This is a genomic window from Sphingobium sp. (genome assembly GCF_035511395.1).
Lineage (GTDB): Bacteria > Pseudomonadota > Alphaproteobacteria > Sphingomonadales > Sphingomonadaceae > Sphingobium.
Genome location: NZ_DATKFP010000083.1, coordinates 13853 through 31802, shown reverse-complemented (window position 1 = coordinate 31802; position 17950 = coordinate 13853). Strand labels below are relative to the sequence as shown.

15 protein-coding genes are annotated in these 17950 nt (G+C 64.9%); 8 read left to right on the top strand and 7 right to left on the bottom strand.

Features of this window, described 5'->3' with window-relative positions:
- The first annotated feature begins 12 nt into the window (after positions 1-12).
- The 3 genes from plsY to topA all read left to right on the top strand — a co-directional run bounded on the left by plsY (position 13) and on the right by topA (position 4405).
- Positions 13-624: a glycerol-3-phosphate 1-O-acyltransferase PlsY gene (gene plsY, locus VMR39_RS04970; RefSeq protein ID WP_325414903.1), complete on the top strand. Its 612-nt coding sequence runs from the start codon at positions 13-15 to the stop codon at positions 622-624.
- Positions 621-1703, top strand: coding sequence for a DNA-processing protein DprA (gene dprA / locus VMR39_RS04965; RefSeq protein ID WP_325414902.1), 1083 nt, complete (start codon positions 621-623; stop codon positions 1701-1703). The genes plsY and dprA overlap by 4 nt, the downstream gene beginning before the upstream one ends.
- Before the next feature lie 128 nt (positions 1704-1831).
- Positions 1832-4405, top strand: a complete 2574-nt coding sequence (gene topA, locus VMR39_RS04960) for a type I DNA topoisomerase (protein ID WP_325414901.1) — start codon at positions 1832-1834, stop codon at positions 4403-4405.
- Positions 4406-4442: 37 nt separating this feature from the next.
- On the opposite strand, the gene VMR39_RS04955 is transcribed toward topA, so the two are convergent.
- The 4 genes from VMR39_RS04955 to lepB all read right to left on the bottom strand — a co-directional run bounded on the left by VMR39_RS04955 (position 4443) and on the right by lepB (position 8511).
- Positions 4443-5948 (bottom strand): ABC1 kinase family protein, encoded by a 1506-nt coding sequence (locus VMR39_RS04955; RefSeq protein WP_325414900.1) that lies wholly within the window; start codon positions 5946-5948, stop codon positions 4443-4445.
- A gap of 79 nt (positions 5949-6027) precedes the next feature.
- Complete coding sequence (gene era, locus VMR39_RS04950; protein WP_414712460.1) at positions 6028-6942, bottom strand: GTPase Era; 915 nt, start codon at positions 6940-6942, stop codon at positions 6028-6030.
- A 64-nt stretch (positions 6943-7006) separates the two neighbouring features.
- Positions 7007-7684 carry a ribonuclease III gene (gene rnc / locus VMR39_RS04945; protein ID WP_414712459.1) on the bottom strand — a complete coding sequence of 226 codons (678 nt, stop codon included), beginning with the start codon at positions 7682-7684 and terminating at the stop codon, positions 7007-7009.
- 2 nt (positions 7685-7686) lie between these two features.
- Positions 7687-8511 (bottom strand): signal peptidase I, encoded by an 825-nt coding sequence (lepB, locus tag VMR39_RS04940; RefSeq protein WP_325414897.1) that lies wholly within the window; start codon positions 8509-8511, stop codon positions 7687-7689.
- Between the two features lie 175 nt (positions 8512-8686).
- Here lepB and pgi point away from each other — a divergent pair, with 175 nt between their 5' ends.
- Both pgi and gor read left to right on the top strand, forming a co-directional pair.
- Positions 8687-10204 carry a glucose-6-phosphate isomerase gene (gene pgi, locus VMR39_RS04935; protein WP_325414896.1) on the top strand — a complete coding sequence of 506 codons (1518 nt, stop codon included), beginning with the start codon at positions 8687-8689 and terminating at the stop codon, positions 10202-10204.
- Positions 10205-10470: 266 nt separating this feature from the next.
- Positions 10471-11817, top strand: coding sequence for a glutathione-disulfide reductase (gor, locus tag VMR39_RS04930; protein ID WP_325414895.1), 1347 nt, complete (start codon positions 10471-10473; stop codon positions 11815-11817).
- Positions 11818-11904: 87 nt separating this feature from the next.
- Here the strand turns inward: gor and VMR39_RS04925 are convergent, their stop codons facing one another.
- Positions 11905-12615, bottom strand: a complete 711-nt coding sequence (locus VMR39_RS04925) for a 2OG-Fe dioxygenase family protein (RefSeq protein WP_325414894.1) — start codon at positions 12613-12615, stop codon at positions 11905-11907.
- A gap of 160 nt (positions 12616-12775) precedes the next feature.
- On the bottom strand, positions 12776-13555 hold the full coding sequence (locus VMR39_RS04920) for an SDR family oxidoreductase (RefSeq protein ID WP_325414893.1): 780 nt from the start codon (positions 13553-13555) through the stop codon (positions 12776-12778).
- A gap of 104 nt (positions 13556-13659) precedes the next feature.
- On the opposite strand from VMR39_RS04920, the gene VMR39_RS04915 reads away from it, so the two are divergent.
- The 3 genes from VMR39_RS04915 to purC all read left to right on the top strand — a co-directional run bounded on the left by VMR39_RS04915 (position 13660) and on the right by purC (position 16832).
- Positions 13660-14556 (top strand): LysR family transcriptional regulator, encoded by an 897-nt coding sequence (locus tag VMR39_RS04915; protein WP_325414892.1) that lies wholly within the window; start codon positions 13660-13662, stop codon positions 14554-14556.
- A 43-nt stretch (positions 14557-14599) separates the two neighbouring features.
- Positions 14600-15910, top strand: coding sequence for an aminotransferase class V-fold PLP-dependent enzyme (locus VMR39_RS04910; RefSeq protein WP_325414891.1), 1311 nt, complete (start codon positions 14600-14602; stop codon positions 15908-15910).
- 139 nt (positions 15911-16049) lie between these two features.
- A complete protein-coding gene (purC, locus tag VMR39_RS04905) occupies positions 16050-16832 on the top strand; it encodes a phosphoribosylaminoimidazolesuccinocarboxamide synthase (protein WP_179043712.1) in 783 nt (260 codons plus the stop codon).
- Between the two features lie 163 nt (positions 16833-16995).
- On the opposite strand, the gene VMR39_RS04900 is transcribed toward purC, so the two are convergent.
- A complete protein-coding gene (locus VMR39_RS04900) occupies positions 16996-17748 on the bottom strand; it encodes a sulfite exporter TauE/SafE family protein (RefSeq protein WP_325414890.1) in 753 nt (250 codons plus the stop codon).
- Positions 17749-17950 lie beyond the last annotated feature (202 nt).

Below are 17950 nucleotides of genomic sequence, written 5' to 3'. Positions count from 1 at the left end.
TCGGCGAATTTCATGACACCTCCCTGGCTTCTTCCCGCTTTCGTCCTGGTGCTGGGCTATCTGCTCGGTTCCATCCCCTTCGGCCTTCTGTTGACGCGCTTCACCGGCGCGGGCGACCTGCGCAAGATCGGGTCGGGCAATATCGGTGCGACCAATGTGCTGCGCACCGGGCGCAAGGGGCTGGCGGCGGCGACGTTGCTGCTCGATCTGCTGAAGGGCGCGGCGGCGGTGCTGATCGGCGCGGCGCTGGTCGACGGCGGTGGGCCGATGGCGGGGGCGATGGCCTTTATCGGCCATTGCTATCCGGTCTGGCTGCGCTTTGCCGGGGGCAAGGGCGTGGCGACGATGATGGGCGTGGTGACGGCGATGTACTGGCCCGCCGGGATCGTCTTCGCGCTGGTATGGCTGGGCGCGCTGTTCGGGACGAAATGGTCGTCGGTCGGCGGCATGTCAGCGGCGGTGAGCGCGCCGATCGCCATGTGGGTGTTCGGGCGGATCGACCTGGTGCCGGTCAGCCTTGCGCTCGCGCTGATCGTACTGTGGCGGCATCGCGCCAATATCGCCCGGCTGATGAAGGGCGAGGAACCCAAGGTCGGCAAGTCCAAGGGCGCTTCCACCGAATGAGCGAGCGTGAGCGGTTCGACCGGCTGCGGCTTATCCGCTCTCCCCGGATCGGCCCGGTCAGCTATCGGCAATTGCTCGCTCGGTTCGGCACGGCGGGGGAAGCGTTGCGCGCCATTCCCGATCTCGCCGCGCGTGGTGGCGGCAAGGCGAGCGTTGCGGATGCCGGCGCGGTGGAGCGGGAGATTGCCGCTTCGCGGGCGCTGGGCGCGCGTTACCTGCTGATGGGCGATGCCGATTATCCCGCGCTGCTCGACCAGATGGACGGCGCGCCGCCCGCGCTGATCGTGCGGGGCGATGTGGGGCTGGCGGTGAAGCCCTGCGTCGCGATGGTCGGCGCGCGCAATGCGTCGGCGGCGGCGTGTCGCTTTGCGCGGATGCTGGCGCAGGAACTGGGGCAGCGCGGCGCGGTCGTCGTATCCGGGCTGGCGCGGGGTATCGATACGGAGGCGCATCGCGGGTCGATCGAAAGCGGTACGATCGGCGTGATCGCCAGCGGCATCGACGTGGTTTTCCCACCGGAAAACAGGGATTTGCAGGGGCAGGTCGCGGATGCGGGCTTGCTCGTCACCGAGCATCCGCCCGGCGTCCAGCCGCTCGCCCGCCATTTCCCGGCGCGCAACCGGATCATCGCCGGGCTGGCGCTCGGCACGGTGGTCGTGGAGGCGGCGCCCAAGTCCGGGTCGCTCATCACCGCGCGGCTGGCTGGCGAGGCGGGGCGCGAGGTGATGGCGGTGCCGGGATCGCCGCTCGACCCGCGGGCGCAGGGCTGCAATTCGCTGATCCGCGAGGGCGCTATCCTTGTCCAGAATGGTGCGGACATCATGGAAGCGATCGGCGGCTTCGATCCGCGCATGGTCCGGCAGGGCAGCTTCGACTTCATCGGCGAGCCGGTGTCGAGCGACGTCGTGGAGCAGGATCGTTCGACGGTGATCGCGTTGCTGGGAGTGGCGCCGGTGCCGGTGGACGAAGTCATTCGCCTGTCGGGCCTGTCGCCTGCGGTGGTGCAGACGGTGCTGCTGGAATTGGAACTGGCCGACCGGCTGGATCGGCTGGCCGGGGGGCGAGTGAGTGCGAGATGAGCAGATCACGCGAGCAAATCACTGGCGCCGGCCCAGTCTCTTGCCTACATCGGCCACAGCTTGACGTGACCAATCACGACCATCCACACTCGCGCGTGTACGTGAGAGATTTCCAAATCGGGGCCTGAATGCAGCTTGTCATCGTCGAATCGCCGGCCAAGGCGAAGACCATCGAGAAATATCTGGGCGGCGATTTCCATGTCCTCGCCAGCTACGGTCATATCCGCGACCTGCCGGCCAAGGACGGGTCGGTCGATCCCGATGCGGGCTTTGCCATGCAGTGGGAAAATTATGGCGACAAGGGCAAGCAGCTCAAGGCCATCGCCGACGAGGCGAAGAAGGCGACGCGATTGATCCTGGCGACTGACCCTGATCGCGAAGGGGAAGCGATCAGCTGGCATGTGCAGGAAGTGCTGCGCGCCAAGAAGGCGCTGCCGCAGACGGTCGACCGGGTGACGTTCAACGCGATCACCAAGGCGGCGGTGCTGGACGCGATGGCCAAGCCGCGCGCGCTGGACGAGGATCTGATCGACGCATACCGGGCGCGCCGTGCGCTCGACTATCTGGTGGGCTTCACCCTGTCGCCGGTGCTGTGGCGCAAGCTGCCCGGCGCGAAATCGGCGGGCCGCGTCCAGTCGGTCGCGTTGCGGCTGGTGGTCGAGCGCGAGCGCGAGATCGAAAGCTTCAGCGCTCAAGAATATTGGTCGGTCGCGGCCGAGATGGAGCAGGGCGGGCAGGGCTTCACCGCGCGTCTCGTCCGCTGGAAGGGCGAGAAGATCGACCGCCTGACCATCGGCAAGGAAGGTGACGCCATGGCGGCCAAGGCCGATGTGGAGGCCGGGCGCTTCACCGTCGACAAGGTCGAGACGAAGCCGCTCACCCGCAATCCCCCGCCGCCCTTCACCACATCGACGCTGCAACAGGAGGCCGCGCGCAAGCTGGGTTTCTCCGCCAGCCACACGATGCGGATCGCGCAGCAACTCTACGAGGACGGCGCGATCACCTATATGCGTACCGACGGCGTGCAGATGGACGGCAGCGCCATTTCCGCCGCGCGCAAGGCGATCGCGGATCGCTATGACGGCGGCTACCTGCCCGAAAAGCCGCGCCAGTATCAGACCAAGGCCAAGAATGCGCAGGAAGCGCACGAGGCCATCCGTCCGACCGAATTCGGCCGCGACAAGGTGGGGTCCGGCGATCATGCGCGCCTCTACGACCTGATCTTCAAGCGCGCGCTGGCGAGCCAGATGGCGTCGGCGCGACTGGAGCGGACCACGATCGATCTGGTCGACGGCACCGGCCAGCACGCCCTGCGCGCCACCGGGCAGGTGGTGATGTTCCCCGGCTTCCTCGCCCTCTATGAGGAAGGCCGCGACGACAGCGACGACGACGACAGCAAGATCCTGCCACGCATGGCGCAGGGCGACGCCCCGGCCAAGAAGAAGGTGACGGCCGAGCAGCATTTCACCCAGCCGCCGCCGCGCTTTTCGGAAGCGTCGCTGGTGAAGCGGCTGGAGGAGCTGGGGATCGGGCGTCCGTCCACCTATGCTTCGACGCTTCAGGTGCTCAAGGACCGCGACTATGTGCGGATCGAGAAGAACCGCTTCTTCGCCGAGGAGAGCGGGCGGCTGGTGACGGCTTTCCTGGAGCGTTTCTTCGAACGCTATGTGTCTTACGACTTTACCGCTGGTCTTGAGGACGAACTGGACGAGATTTCCGGCGGCCGCGCCCAGTGGCAGGAAGTGCTGGAAGCCTTCTGGAAGGACTTCAAGCCCAAGACCGCCGAGGTGATGGAGCAGAAGCCGTCCGACATCACGGCGGAGCTGGACAAGTTTCTGGAGCCGATGCTGTTCCCGCCCAAGGCGGACGGCAGCAACCCGCGTGCCTGCCCGATGTGCGGCGACGGGCAATTGGCGCTGCGGGGCGGTCGCTTCGGCGCGTTCGTCGCCTGCTCCAACTATCCGGAGTGCAAATATACCCGCAAGTTCGGCCAGCCGGGCGGCAAGGATGGCGAGGACACCGGGCCGGAAGTGCTGGGCCAGCATCCCGAGACCGGGCAGGACATCGTCAAGAAATCCGGCCGCTTCGGCCCCTATATCGAGATGGGCGAAGGCAAGGAAGCCAAGCGCGGGTCGATCCCCAAGGATCTGCCCGATGGCGAGATGACCCTCGACTGGGCCATCAAGCTGCTGAGCCTGCCGCGCGAAGTCGGCCTGCACCCGGAAACGGGCTTGCCGATCGTCGCCAATATCGGCCGTTTCGGTCCCTATCTGCTGCATGACGGCAAATATGGCCGCCTGTCATCGACCGCGGAGATTTTCGAGGTCGGTATGAACATGGCGGTCGCGAAGCTGGCCGATGCCGCGAACAGGGGCGGGCGCGGGTCGTCCTCGCGCGAGCCGCTCAAGGTGCTGGGCAAGCATCCGCGCACCGAGGCGGAGATCAAGCTGATGGCGGGCCGCTATGGTCCCTATGTCACCGACGGCACGACCAATGCCACCCTGCCCAAGACGATCGAGCAGGATGCGCTGACTCTGGAAGAAGCGGCGCAACTGATCGACGCGCGCGCGGCCGCTGCACCTGCCAAGAAGGGCAAGAAGGCGCCGGCGAAGAAAAAAGCTGCACCCAAGAAGGACGCAGCTGCAAAGAAGCCCGCAGCCAAGAAGGCACCCGCCAAGAAGAAGGCTGAGGCGGCGGAGTAAGTGGCAATTGGTGCTCCTGCGAAAGCAGGAGCCCATTTCAGCTCAGCATGATTGCGCCGGCGATGATGATCCCGGTGGCCACCATTGCCGCTGCCAGCCATTTCGCGGCCTTCAGCAAGGCTATGTCGGAAAGGCCATGGCGGCTGTCTTTATCTTCCAGCTTGCGGGTAAGCGCCCGGAGCAGGCGCGGCGCATCGTCGCTGATCCGCGAGAGTTCGAGCAGCAGGGCGACCGTCTTTTCCGGAGCATGGGCCGCCGCGATGCGGTTCATCACGAGCCGTCCGCGCGCCTTTTGCAGCGCATCGGACAGGTCGAATCCCGGCTGGATCGCGCCCAGCACGCCGTCCATGGTGATCAGCGCCTTGAAGATGAGGGCGAGGTCAGGCGGCAGGACGAGGCCTTCCTTGCGCAGCAGCGGGAAGAAATCGGCGACCAGTTGCCCCAGCACCAGCGGGCCGCTGCCATGGCGGGCGACCAGTTGTTCGGCGGCGGAGAGGATGGACACGCGGCTGGGCGTGTTGCCCTGCGACCAGATGATGAGCGTGTCGGCCAGTGTCTGCGCGTCGCCTGAACGGAGGGAGAGGATGAAGGCCAGAAATTCCTGTTGCCGCCGGGCGCTGACATGGCCGATGAGGCCGAGGTCGAGCAGGGCGAGGCGGTTGCCGGGCAGGCAGAGCAGATTGCCGGGATGCGGGTCGCCATGGAAGCGGCCGTTGACCAGCACCATGTCGAGGACGAGTGCGGCGCCGAGGTCGGCGATGGCCGCGGGGTCGATGCCGGCGGCGCGCAGCATGTCGCCGTCGCGTGGCGGGATGCCCTCCACATAGTCCATCACCAGCACGGTTTCGCTGCTGAAGCGCCAGTGGATTGCCGGAACGACGACGGCAGAATTGGCGGTCAGGTCTTCGCGTAGCCGGTCGGCGTTGCGGCCTTCATTGGTGAAATCCAGTTCCTCCAGCACCGTATCGAGCAGCTGCTTCACCAGCGCCTGCGGCTGGAAGCGGCGGGCTTCGCGGCTGCTGGCTTCGACGATGCCGGCGAGGTGGGTGATGAGGCGCAGGTCCGCCTGCATCGCCTTGCGGATGCCGGGGCGGCGGATCTTCACCACCACCTCGCGCCCGTCATGCAGCATGGCACGGTGCACCTGCGCCATGGAGGCGGCGGCGAGCGGGACCGGATCGAAACGGGCGAAGGCCGTTTCGGGCGGTTCGCCAAGGGCTTCTTCGAGGCGCGGGCGAAGGATATCGAAGGGGAGCGTCGGGGCGCTGCTGTGCAGCTTCTCGAACTCGGCGATCCAGCCTGGCGGAAGCAGGTCCGCGCGGGTGGCGAGTATCTGGCCCAGCTTCACATAGGTCGGGCCGAGCGCTTCGAGCGCCTGGCGCGTGCGAGCCGGGAGATCGGGTGCGTCTTTGGTTTCCGGATTGCCGTTCTTTGCCAGCCCCAGCCGGGCGAGCAGCATGTCGAGGCCGAAGCGCGTGGCGATGGCGGTGATGTCGGCGAGCCGGTCCCGGTCGCGGGCGGCCACGATGATCGTCTTGAGCATGGTGGCTCAACGACCGGGCGTGGGTGAATGTTTCGGGAGGGGAATGTATCGCCCTCCCGTCCATTCCGTCAGGGCGGGATCAGTCCACCCAGTCGAGGCCGATGTCGCGGTAGATGAAGCGGTCGTCTTCCCAGTCTTCCTTTACCTTGACGTGCAGGTAGAGGTGGACCTTGACGCCCAGGAGGTTGGCCAGTTCGGCGCGGGCTTTCGAGCCGATTTCCTTGAGGCGCTGGCCGCCCTTGCCCAGCACGATGGCGCGCTGGGTCGGTCGGGCGACGAGGATCTGCTGGTGGATTTCGACGGAGCCGTCGTCGCGTTCCTTATACTGCTCCGTATCGACCGCCGCCGCGTAGGGGAGTTCGGCATGCAACTGGTGATAGAGCTGTTCCCGCGTGATTTCCGCCGCCAGCATGCGGTCGGTGGCGTCGGACACCTGATCTTCGGGGAAGTGCCACGGGCCTTCGGGCATGGCGTTGGCGAAGGCGGTCTTCAGTTCGGCAAGGCCATCACCGGTCTGGGCGGAGATAAAGAAGGTCTCCTCGAAGCCGACGCGCTCGTAAAGCTTCTGGGTGTGGACCAGCAGCTTTTCCTTGATCGCGATGTCGACCTTGTTGAGGATCAGCCACTTGCGTTCGGGGCGGTGGACCAAAGCCTCAATGATGGGTTCCATCTTGGGACCAAGGCCGGCCTTGCCGTCGACGATCAGGGCGATGAGATCGGCCCCCTGCGCGCCGCCCCAGGCGGCCTGCACCATCGCGCGGTCGAGCCGGCGGCGGGGCGCGAAGATGCCGGGCGTATCGACCAGCACGAGCTGCGCATCGCCTTCGATCGCGACGCCCATGACGCGGGTGCGCGTGGTCTGCGCCTTGGGGCTGGTGATCGCCACCTTCTGCCCCACCAGCGCGTTCACCAGCGTCGACTTGCCCGCGTTGGGCGCACCCACGATCGCGACGACGCCGCAGCGCTGGGATTCCATATCAACCGTCAAATTCATTCCATCCGTTCAAATGCGTGGCCAGCCCGCGAAATGCAGGATCGCGCCATAGCATAAATTTCGCTTAGCCTGCGAGCTTCTCCAGCAGCGCCTTGGCCGCTGCCGTTTCCGCTTCCTGTTTCGACCCGCCGGTGGCGCTTGCTTCGCCTGCGCCCTTGATCGAGACGGTCACGGTGAAGCGCAGCGCGTGCTGTGGGCCAGAGCGGTCGGTCATGACATATTCGGGGGGCTTGCGCTTGTTGGCGGCGGCCCATTCCTGAAGGTAGGATTTGGGGTGGCGCGGGGCGCTGGTCTGGGTGTCGACCCGGTTGCCCCAGAGGCGGCGGACGAGCGCGCGCGCTTCTTCCAGTCCGCCCTCCAGATAGAGCGCGCCGATCAGCGCCTCCATCACGTCGCCCAGCACATTGTCGCTGTCGGCCGCGCCGTCGTCACGCGCCTGCTTGCCCAGGATCAGATGTTTGGGCACGCCGGCCCCGCGCGCGATCTCCGCGCAGGTTTCGCCCGACACCAGCGCATTGTAGCGGCGGGACAGCTTGCCTTCGGGTTCATCGGTGAAGCGTTCATAGACCCATTCGCCTATCAGCAGGCCCAGGATGCGGTCGCCCAGAAATTCCAGCCGCTCATAATTGACCGCCTTGGCGCTGCCATGGGTCAGCGCCTGTTCGAACGCGGCCCGGTTCTTCGGGGCGCGGCCGATCAGTTCCTTCAGCCAGCCATCCGTGTCCGGCCTATGCGAACTCAAGCTCAAAAGCCTTCCCCGATCCGGCTCCAGCGCGCGGCGGTGAACCAGGTCCAGGGGAGCAGCCAGTTGGCGCTGCCATCGGTCGAGAAGACCGAGATCATCGCCTTGCCGACGAGATTCTTTTCCGGAACCAGGCCGATGCCGCCGCCCTCGACCGCCGGGAAGCGGCTGTCGGCGCTGCGGTCGCGATTGTCGCCCATCATGAAGAGATGGCCTTGCGGCACCAGCACCGTGTCGCGATCGTCCGCCGCGCCGTCGGGCAGCAGGTCGAGCACATTGTAGCTCTTGCCGCCCGGCAGCGTCTCGCGGAACTGCGGGTAGCGGCACTGCTTGCCACCGCCGGACGCGGGTTCCTCGAAATCGGGACGATAGCAGGGGGAGGCGCTGCCTTCCTTGGCGGCGGCGTCGACCATGTTGGGCGTCACCGGGATGACGAGGTCGGCGACCTTCTGCTTGGGAATGGCCTGGCCGTTCAGATAGACGGTCCCGCCGCGCACCGCGATCATGTCGCCGGGCAGGCCGATGACGCGCTTGATATAGTCGTTCTTCTGGTTCGGCGGCGCCTTGAACACCACCACGTCGCCGCGTTCGGGCGTGGAGGCCAGGATTCGGCCGGGGATCAGCGGGATACCGAAGGGCAGCGAATAGCGCGAATAGCCATAGGGCCATTTGGCGACCAGCAGATAATCGCCGATCAGCAGGCGCGGCTGCATCGATTCCGACGGGATGTTGAAGGGCGAGATGATGAAGCTGCGCAGGATGAAGACGAACAGGCCCAGCTTGGCGAGAAACCATAGGAAATCCCGCGTTTCGGATTTTGCGCTCATGCGTGTTCGTCTTTTCCTTCGTTTCGCCCCGAAAAGGGGCCGTCGCGGCTTTTGCGGTGTCCTAAAGGCTGCGTCAAGCACGGTGGATGGTGCATTGCACACCGGACCTGTCTAAGCAGAGGGAGAATCGACCGGTGCAGCGTCGATCTCGACCAACATCATTAGAGGATATTGCATGACCAGCCCTGCACTGCCCGGTCCCTTGGCGGCCATCGCCGCGCTTCCGCAAGCAGACCTCAAATCCATTTTCACCACCGATCCCGACCGCCTGTCCAAGCTGGTGCTGAGCCAGGGGCCGATCCGGTTCGACTGGTCCAAGACCCATCTGACCGACGACCTGATGGCCGGCTTCCTGAAGCTGGCCGAGGAACAGGGCTTTGCCGCGCAGCGTGATGCGCTGTTCGCGGGCGAGGCGGTCAACAATACCGAAGGCCGCGCCGCCGAACATCCCGCCGAGCGGGGCGAGGGTAATGCGCAGAGCGTTGCGCAGGCGAAGATGCTGCACCAGCGGATGCGCGCGCTCATCGATGCGATCGAAGCGGGTGCGCTGGGCGAGATTCGTCATATCCTGCATATCGGCATCGGCGGATCAGCGCTGGGACCGGACCTGATCATCGACGCGCTGGACGGCGAGGGCATCCGCTATGACGTGGCGATCGTGTCCAATGTCGACGGCACCGCGCTGGAGCGGGCGCTCGACAGCTTCGATCCCAACTACACGCTGATCGCCGTGGCGTCGAAGACCTTCACCACGACCGAGACGATGCTGAACGCCGCCAGCGCGATCAACTGGATGGTCGAGGCGGGCGTCGAGGATCCCTATGGCCGGGTCATCGCGCTGACGGCTGCGCCCGACAAGGCCATCGAATGGGGCGTGGACGAAACCCGCATCCTGCCCTTCGCGGAAAGCGTGGGCGGGCGCTATTCGCTCTGGTCCTCGATCGGCTTCCCGGCGGCGCTGTCGCTGGGCTGGGACGCGTTCGAGAGCCTGCTGGAAGGCGCGGCGGCGATGGACCGGCATTTCCGCCTGTCCGATCCGCGCGAGAATGCGCCGCTGATCGCGGCCTTCGTCGACCAATATTATACGCGGGTTCTGGGCTGCCAGACGCGCGCGCTGTTCGCCTATGACGAGCGGCTGAAGCTGCTGCCTTCCTACCTCCAGCAGCTGGAGATGGAGAGCAACGGCAAGAGCGTGAAGCGCGACGGCACGCCGGTCGACGGGCCGACCGCGCCGATCACCTGGGGGGGCGTCGGCACCGACGCGCAACATGCGGTGTTCCAGCTGCTGCATCAGGGCACGATCCTGACCCCGGTCGAGTTCATCGCCTCGATCGAGCCGGGTCATGTGCTGGATGCGGCGCATCACCGCGCGTTGCTGGTCAACTGCTTCGCGCAGGGCGCGGCGCTGATGCGCGGTAAGGAGAATGCGGCGGACCCGGCACGGGCCTATCCGGGCAACCGGCCGTCGACCACCATCCTGGTCGATGACGTGACCCCCGAAGTGGTCGGCGCGCTGATCGCCTTCTACGAACATCGCACCTTCGCCAATGCCGTGCTGATGGGCATCAACCCCTTCGACCAGTTCGGCGTCGAACTGGGCAAGGAAATCGCCAAGTCGATCGAGGCCGATGGTCCGACCGGCTTCGATCCGTCGACCATGGCGCTGATCGACATCGCGCTGGGCGGGGAGTAACCACAACAGCCGTTCGTTTCGAGCCCTTCGACTGCCTGCCTTCAGCAGGCGCTCAGGATAAACTTCATCGCCAACGGCGATGAAGTCGAGAAACGCTTCTCGACACGCTCGAAGCGAACGGAGGTGGTTTTGCTACCAGCAAGAATATTCCCATTTGTAACTCCGTGCCTCACCCGCCATATCCCGCCTCAACTTTTTGATGGCGCATCGCTTGGGCGGAAAACCGGTACCCGTTTTTCCGCGCGATGCGCCGAGCGGAGGCAGGCATGAGCGAGTTTGATTTCGACCTTTTCGTCATTGGCGCCGGTTCGGGCGGCGTGCGGGCGTCGCGCGTGGCGGCGGCGCATGGCGCGAAGGTTGCTGTGGCGGAGGAATATCGGGTCGGGGGTACCTGCGTCATCCGCGGTTGCGTGCCCAAGAAGCTGCTCATCTATGGCGCGCATTTCGCCGAGGATCTGAAGGACGCGCGCCGCTTCGGCTGGGACGTGCCGGAATGCGGGTTCGAATGGGCGACCCTGCGCGACAATGTGCTGGCGGAGGTCGATCGGCTGGAAGGCCTTTATGGCAACACGCTCAGCAGCCACAAGGTGGAAGTGATCCGCGAGCGCGCGACCATCACAGGGCCGCATAGCGTCAAGCTGGCCGGCGGGCGCGAGGTGACGGCGAAGACGATCCTGGTCGCGACCGGCGCCTGGCCGCTGATCCCTGAAGTGGAGGGCGCGGAACATGGCATCACCTCCAACGAGGTGTTCCATCTGGACGAATGCCCGAAGCGGATCGTGATCGTCGGTGGCGGCTATATCGCCAATGAATTTGCCGGCATTTTCCACCAGTTCGGCAGCCATGTGACGATGGTCAATCGCGGCAGCGACCTGCTGCGCGGCTATGACGCGCAGATTCGTGACCGGCTGCTTCAGATTTCCATGACCAAGGGGATCAATTTCCGCTTCAACGCGAAGATGGAGCGGATCGAGAAGAATGAGGACGGTACGCTCTGCGTCCGCTTCAAGGATGGCGATCCGGTCGCGGCGGACGTGGTGCTGTTCGCCACCGGGCGCAAGCCGATGACCGACGGGCTGGGGCTGGAGACGGCCGGGGTCGAACTGGACGACAAGGGCGCGATCAAGGTCGACGACTATAGCCAGACGACGTGCCAGAGCATCTATGCCGTGGGTGACGTCACAGACCGGCTGCAACTCACACCGATCGCCATTCGGGAAGGCCATGCCTTTGCCGACAGCGTGTTCGGCGGCAACAAGCGCAAGGTCGACTATGCCTGCGTGCCGTCAGCCGTGTTCAGTCATCCGCCGCTCGCCGGCGTGGGTCTGACCGAGGCGGAGGCGAAGAATAAATATGGCACCGTGAAGGTCTATACGTCCGACTTCCGGCCGATGAAGAATGTGCTGGCCGGCCGGGACGAACGGTCGCTCTACAAGATGGTCGTGGATGCGACGACCAACAAGGTCGTGGGGCTGCACATGATCGGGCCGGATGCACCGGAGATTTTGCAGGCGGCCGCCATTGCGGTGAAGGCTGGCCTGACCAAGCAGGATTTCGACGACACCGTCGCGCTGCATCCCAGCATGGCGGAGGAACTGGTGCTGCTGAAATAGCGAAATGGTGTTCCTGCGAACGCAGGAACCCAGGGCCATCAGGCGCTGTACGTTGAACCCTGGGCTCCTGCTTCCGCAGGAGCACGGTTAGTTCGCCACGAACGTTACCACCAGCGCGTCGCGCCAGGCGGGGTGCGCCGGGTCGAGCGGATGGATCTCCGTCACGCCGTGCAGGATGCGGTGGTCGTCGATCAGCATCGTGTCGCCCGGCTGGACCAGGGTGAACTCGCCGAGCGGCGTACCGTCAGGCGCGCCGATGCGGGTGACGCCTTCGCGCACGTTGCGGCGCTCGACCAGCATCACCATCACCCGGTCGACGCCGTCGCGGTGCATGCCCTCCGGGGTCGGGCGGCCATTTTCGCCGGGCTTCGCCTCGATGCGGAACTGGTGGAGTTCGACATGCCAGTCGCCTTTGCGGCCGGGATCGAAGCTGTCGGCGCACCAGGTGAGGATTGCCTGCATGGCGGGCATGGCGACGGTCGCATCCTCGACCGGATCGAACCAGCGCTGCACGTCGCCGTTCAGCACATTATAGTCGCGGCTCTGATAATGGGGCTGGTGCGGCTGGCGGACGAATGCGCCCGATGTGCAGCGGAACGTCGCGTGGCGGCGGCGGCGATAGCGGCCACCATCGGCCATGTAGAGATCGGGACCAAGATCGTCCCAGCTTCGGGCAAACGCGTCCCAGTTCGTATGGGATATGCCAAGCTGGTCCAGCAGCTCCGCGCCGGGCAGGCGGGCGTAGCCGTCCCGGTTCATGGCGTCTTCGATCGGGGAGAGGCTGTCCGTGTCGCTCATCTTTCGTCCTTAGCGGGGACAAGAGACGAGCGACAGGGCCAGTTTCCGTAAGAAGGATCGCGTTTGGTTCCTCGCTCCCTTCGTGTCGGGCGAAGTCGAGGCACGCGCAGCGCGGGGCGCTTCTCGACTTCGCTCGAAGCGAACGGACTGTGAGCGCCGGTTACGCGATCGTCGGGATCATGCCGCCTTCGACCCGCAGCGCGGCGCCGTTGGTCGCGGCGGCGAGCGGGCTGGCGAGATAGGCGACCATCGCGCCGACCTCGTCCGCCTCGATCAGGCGCTTGATCAGCGAAAGCGGGCGCAGCCTGGTGAAGAACTCGGCTTCGCGCTCTGCTTCGGGCGCGTCCTTGTTGTCGACGACCGAACGGATGAAGTCGACGATCCCTTCCGACCGCGTCGGGCCGGGGAGGACGCTGTTGACCGTGACGCCGGTGCCGCGCGTATGTTCGGCGAGGCCGCGCGAGATGGAGAGTTGGGCCGACTTGGTCATGCCGTAATGGATCATCTCGGCAGGCGGGAGCAGGCCGCTCTCGCTGGCGATGAAGATCACGCGCCCCCAATTCTGTTCCAGCATCTTCGGGAAATAGTGGCGGGACAGGCGGGCGCCGCTGACGACGTTGACCTCGAACAGGTGATGCCAGTCATCGTCGCTGATGTCGGCAAAATCCTTCGCCTCGTAGATGCCGAGATTGTTCACCAATATGTCGGTCGCAGGGACGGCGGCGATCAGTGCGGCGGCGCCTTCCGCCGTCGCGGGATCGGCGAGGACGGCGTTGACGCTGGTGCCGATTTCGGCGGCGGCGGCGTCAAGCTTGGCCTGGCTGCGGCCGGTGATGGTGACGGCGACGCCTTCTTCTGCGAGGCGTCTGGCGATGGCGAGGCCGATGCCGGCAGTGGATCCGGTGACGATGGCGCTCTTGCCGGCAAGTTTCAGGTCCATGGGATGCTCCCTTACAAAATGAGACAGCGAACTGGACAATCAGATAGCATTTACGCGATTGATGATTAGATCGCACTTCATCATTTCAGAAGTGAAAATAAGTCATGGATAACCGCTTCGGCGACATAGAGACGTTCCTGATGGTCGCAGGCGAGGGAAGCTTCGCCGCGGCAGCCAAGGCGTTGCGGCTGACGCCGTCGGCGGTCAGCCGGTCGATCGCGCGGCTGGAGCAGCGGCTGGGCGTGCTGCTGTTCCGCCGGTCGACCCGCGCGCTGGCGTTGACAAGGGAAGGGCAGGCCTATCGCGACCGGATGGCGGTGCTGATCGGCGACATGATGGATGTCGAGGCCAGCCTGGGGCAGGACCGCAATGAGCCGCGCGGGCTGCTGCGGGTCAATGCGTCGCCTTCCTTCGGGATCGAGCGGCTGATCCCGATCCTGCCGCGCTTTGCGGAGCGCTATCCGGCGGTGAGCGTCGACCTGACGTTGTCTGACACGATCGTCGATCTGGTTGGGGACCGCGCCGACATCGCCATCCGCATCGGACCGCTGCGCGACACCAGCCTGCGCGCGAAGAAGCTGGGGCATAGCCGCATGGCGCTGGTGGCCAGCCCGGACTATCTGGCGCGGCGAGGGACGCCGCAGACACCTGACGATCTGGACGGGCATGACTGCCTGCGCTTCAGTTTCCGCCGGTCGGTCGACGGCTGGCCCTTCCGCATCGGCAAGCGCATGGTGCAGCGGCCGGTCGAGGGGAAGTTCTTCGGCAATTCTGGCGAGGTGGTCCGTCAGATGGCGGTCGCGGGCTGCGGCATCGCCCGGCATGGCTATTTCCATGTTGAAAGCGATGTGAAGGCCGGGCGACTGGTCGAGATACTAGCGGATTATAATCCCGGCGACGGCGAGGATATCCATGCCCTTTATGCCGCCGAGGATCGTTCGGCGGCGCGGGTGCGGGCGTTTCTGGACTTTCTGGATGACGCCGGTCCGATTGAGGAGTGAAGTGCTGGCAATGCGGATTTCTGCTTGAGGCTCGTTCAAGCTGATGCAGAACAGACATCATCCCGTCGAAGAGGTGCCGATGCTCGACCGCCGTTCATTCCTTGGCAGCGCGGCTGCTGCTTCGGTCGCCCAGCCGATCGGCGCCCAGGCGATGCAATCCGTGCCGCTTCCCACCGCCGATCTGCATGACCGTGACGAAAGCGCCTACTGGGCCGCGCTGCGCAAGCAGTTCCTGATCCCCGCCGATGTCGTGAACCTGAATGTCGGCACGGTCGGTTCCTCCCCGCGCCCGGTGCTGAAGGCGATTTTCGACGGCTTCGAAAGCACCGAGCAAATGACGCAGCCGGGATCGGAGGATTATCCGATCTGGGGCTATGGCGCGAGGGACGAGTATCGCAGGCCGTTCGCGGACTTCATGGGGGCCAGGGTCGAGCAGATGGCGATCCTGCGCAACTGTACGGAGGCGAACAGCTATGTGGCGAACGGCTTCGACATGAAGCCGGGCGACGAGGTACTGATCAGCGACGAGGAACATGGATCGGGCGAGATGCCCTGGATGCTGCGGTCACGGCGCTATGGCGTGGTCGTCAGGAAATTCGCCATGCCCAAGCCGCCGAAAAATGCCGCCGAAATTCTGAACCGTATCAACGACGCGATCACGCCCAGGACGCGGATCATCTTCGTCAGCCATATCAGCACGTCGACGGGCGTGGTGTTGCCGGCGAAGGAAATCGCCGCGCTCGCCCGGTCGAAGGGGATCGTCTCGGCCTTCGACGGTGCGCACGCGCCTGGCATGATCAAGGTCGATCTCAATGACATAGACTGCGATCTTTATACCGGATCGATGCATAAATGGCTGTTCGCGACCAAGGGGACGGGCTTCCTCTATCTGCGCGACAGGGGCGTGATGGATCGGGTGTGGAACACTGTTGCGACTGGCGGCTATGACGATCCCGCGCGCATGGCCGACCGCTATATGCAGATCGGGTCTTCCTGTATCCCCACGCTGATGGGCCTGAATGCCGCAGTGGCGCTGGCCAATCAGATCGGCATGGAGCGGATCGAGGCGCGCAACCGGATGCTTGCGGACTATATCCATGCCGGGATGATGGCGCGCGGCGCGGAAAGCTGGACCTCGCCCGACCCGGCGCTGCGCGGGGCCATCGCGACGGTCAACGTCCCGTCGATCCAGCGAATGGAGTTGCAGGACTGGCTCTGGGCCAATCACAAGGTGCGCATCCGCGGCGGCAATCCCAGCAAATTGCGCCTTGCCACCCCCTATTTCCTGAGCAAGGCGGATATCGACCGTTTCCTCACCCTGTTCGACGCGTTTCGGAAGGTGAGGGGAGCCTAGCCGCATAACAGGTGGGCGGAGCAATTGCACCGCCATCCACTTTGTTCTATGGGCCGCCCAAGCAGCCCCGGCACCCGCTGATCTCCTTCGATTCGCGTTTGCCGGGGTGAACTGTTTTTGGAAAAAGTCAGGAACGCGCATGGCCCGTCGCCGCCAGATCTACGAAGGCAAGGCAAAGATCCTTTACGAAGGCCCGGAGCCGGGTACGATCATCCAGTATTTCAAGGATGACGCTACCGCTTTCAACGCGCAGAAGAAGGGCACGATTTCCGGCAAGGGCGTCCTTAACAACCGCATTTCCGAGCATATCTTCACCCTGCTTGGCCAGATCGGCGTGCCGACCCACTTCATCCGCCGCCTCAACATGCGCGAGCAGCTGGTCCGCCAGGTCGAGATCGTGCCGATCGAGGTCGTGGTGCGCAACGTTGCTGCCGGTTCGCTCAGCAAGAAGCTGGGCATCGAGGAAGGCACGCAGCTGCCCCGCACGCTGATTGAATATTGCTACAAGGACGATGCGCTGGGCGACCCGCTTGTGTCCGAAGAGCATATCGCCTGCTTCGGCTGGGCCACGCAGGAAGAGATGCACGACATCGCCGACATGGCGATCCGCATCAACGACTTCATGTGCGGCCTGTTCGCCGGCATCGGCATCCGCCTGATCGACTTCAAGCTGGAGTTCGGTCGCCTCTATGACGGCGATTACAGCCGCGTCATCCTGGCCGACGAGATCAGCCCGGACGGTTGCCGCCTGTGGGACATGAACACCGGCGAAAAGCTGGACAAGGATCGGTTCCGCCGCGATCTGGGCGGCGAAGTCGAAGCCTATCAGGAAGTGGCGCGCCGCCTGGGCCTGCTGCCCGAGGGGCTGGACACCACCGTCCTCGACCTCGACACGCATCGCAAGAAGCGCGAGAAGGAATAAGCGAAAGGGCCGGCCTTAGAGCAGCTTCCGACCCGATTGCATCGGTTCGGCTGCTCTGAGTTTTTGGTTTGTCGCGTTTTCCGAGTCATCAGGTGATTGGCTGAGCCGAACTTCGTTTCCACCTGATTAGAAAACGCTCTGAGCGCCGGCCTTTTTTTCGCGTTCAGCCTGTCACCGCATCGGCCACCAATTTCAGGCCGAGCAGCACCATCAGCACATAGATGAGCGTGTAGAAGCGCGCCGCGTCGACCCGACGCACCAGCGCCACCCCGGCGAAGGTCGCGGCGATCGCCACCGGCACCAGCATTGCCGTCGCCATCAGGTTCGCGCGCGTGAACTGGCCCAGCGCGGCATAGGCGGGCACCTTCATCCAGTTCATCGTGGCGAAGGCCACTGCCGTAGTCCCGACCAGCATGTCGCGCGGCAGCTTGCGAGGCAACACCCACATCTGAAAGGGCGGCGATCCGGCATGGGCGATCTGGCTGGTGAAGCCGCTGGCGACGCCGAAGAGGAAGCCCACCCAGTCAGGCGAATTGGACGGCAGCACGATCGCGCCCCCGCGTTCCACCCAGAGCCGTTGCAGCCCGAAAATCACCGATATCGCGCCCAGCGCGCCCAGTACCGCGCTTTCCGACACCTGCGCCGCGAAGACATAGCCAAGCCCCACGCCCACCGCCATGCCGGGCAGCATGACCAGCAGGACGTGCCCGTCCCAGCTCCTGCGAAAGGCCCAGACGCTCACCGCGTCCTGAAGGATCAGGATCGGCAGCAGGATCGCCGCGCCGCGTACCGGATCGACGCCCAGCGCCATGATCGGCATTGCCAGCGCGCCGACACCGGCAAACCCGCCTTTGGCGAGGCCGGAAATGACGACGGCGATGATGGCACAGGTGAAATAGACAAGGTCAGGGGTCATGTGGCTTGCGATGGGGAATGTTTCATCGCGGCGCAGGGTGCAATGGCGGATGCCGCCGCGCAACAGTTTCCGGCACCGCTCGGCTGCGATCCTTGAGCAAAACATCGTGATCGGTGAGCGGGGCTCAACACTTTGGCATTACGCATAAGCGGACGTGCGATCCGCATTGGAACCGCATTGCGCCCGGTCCCTATGGCTGTCC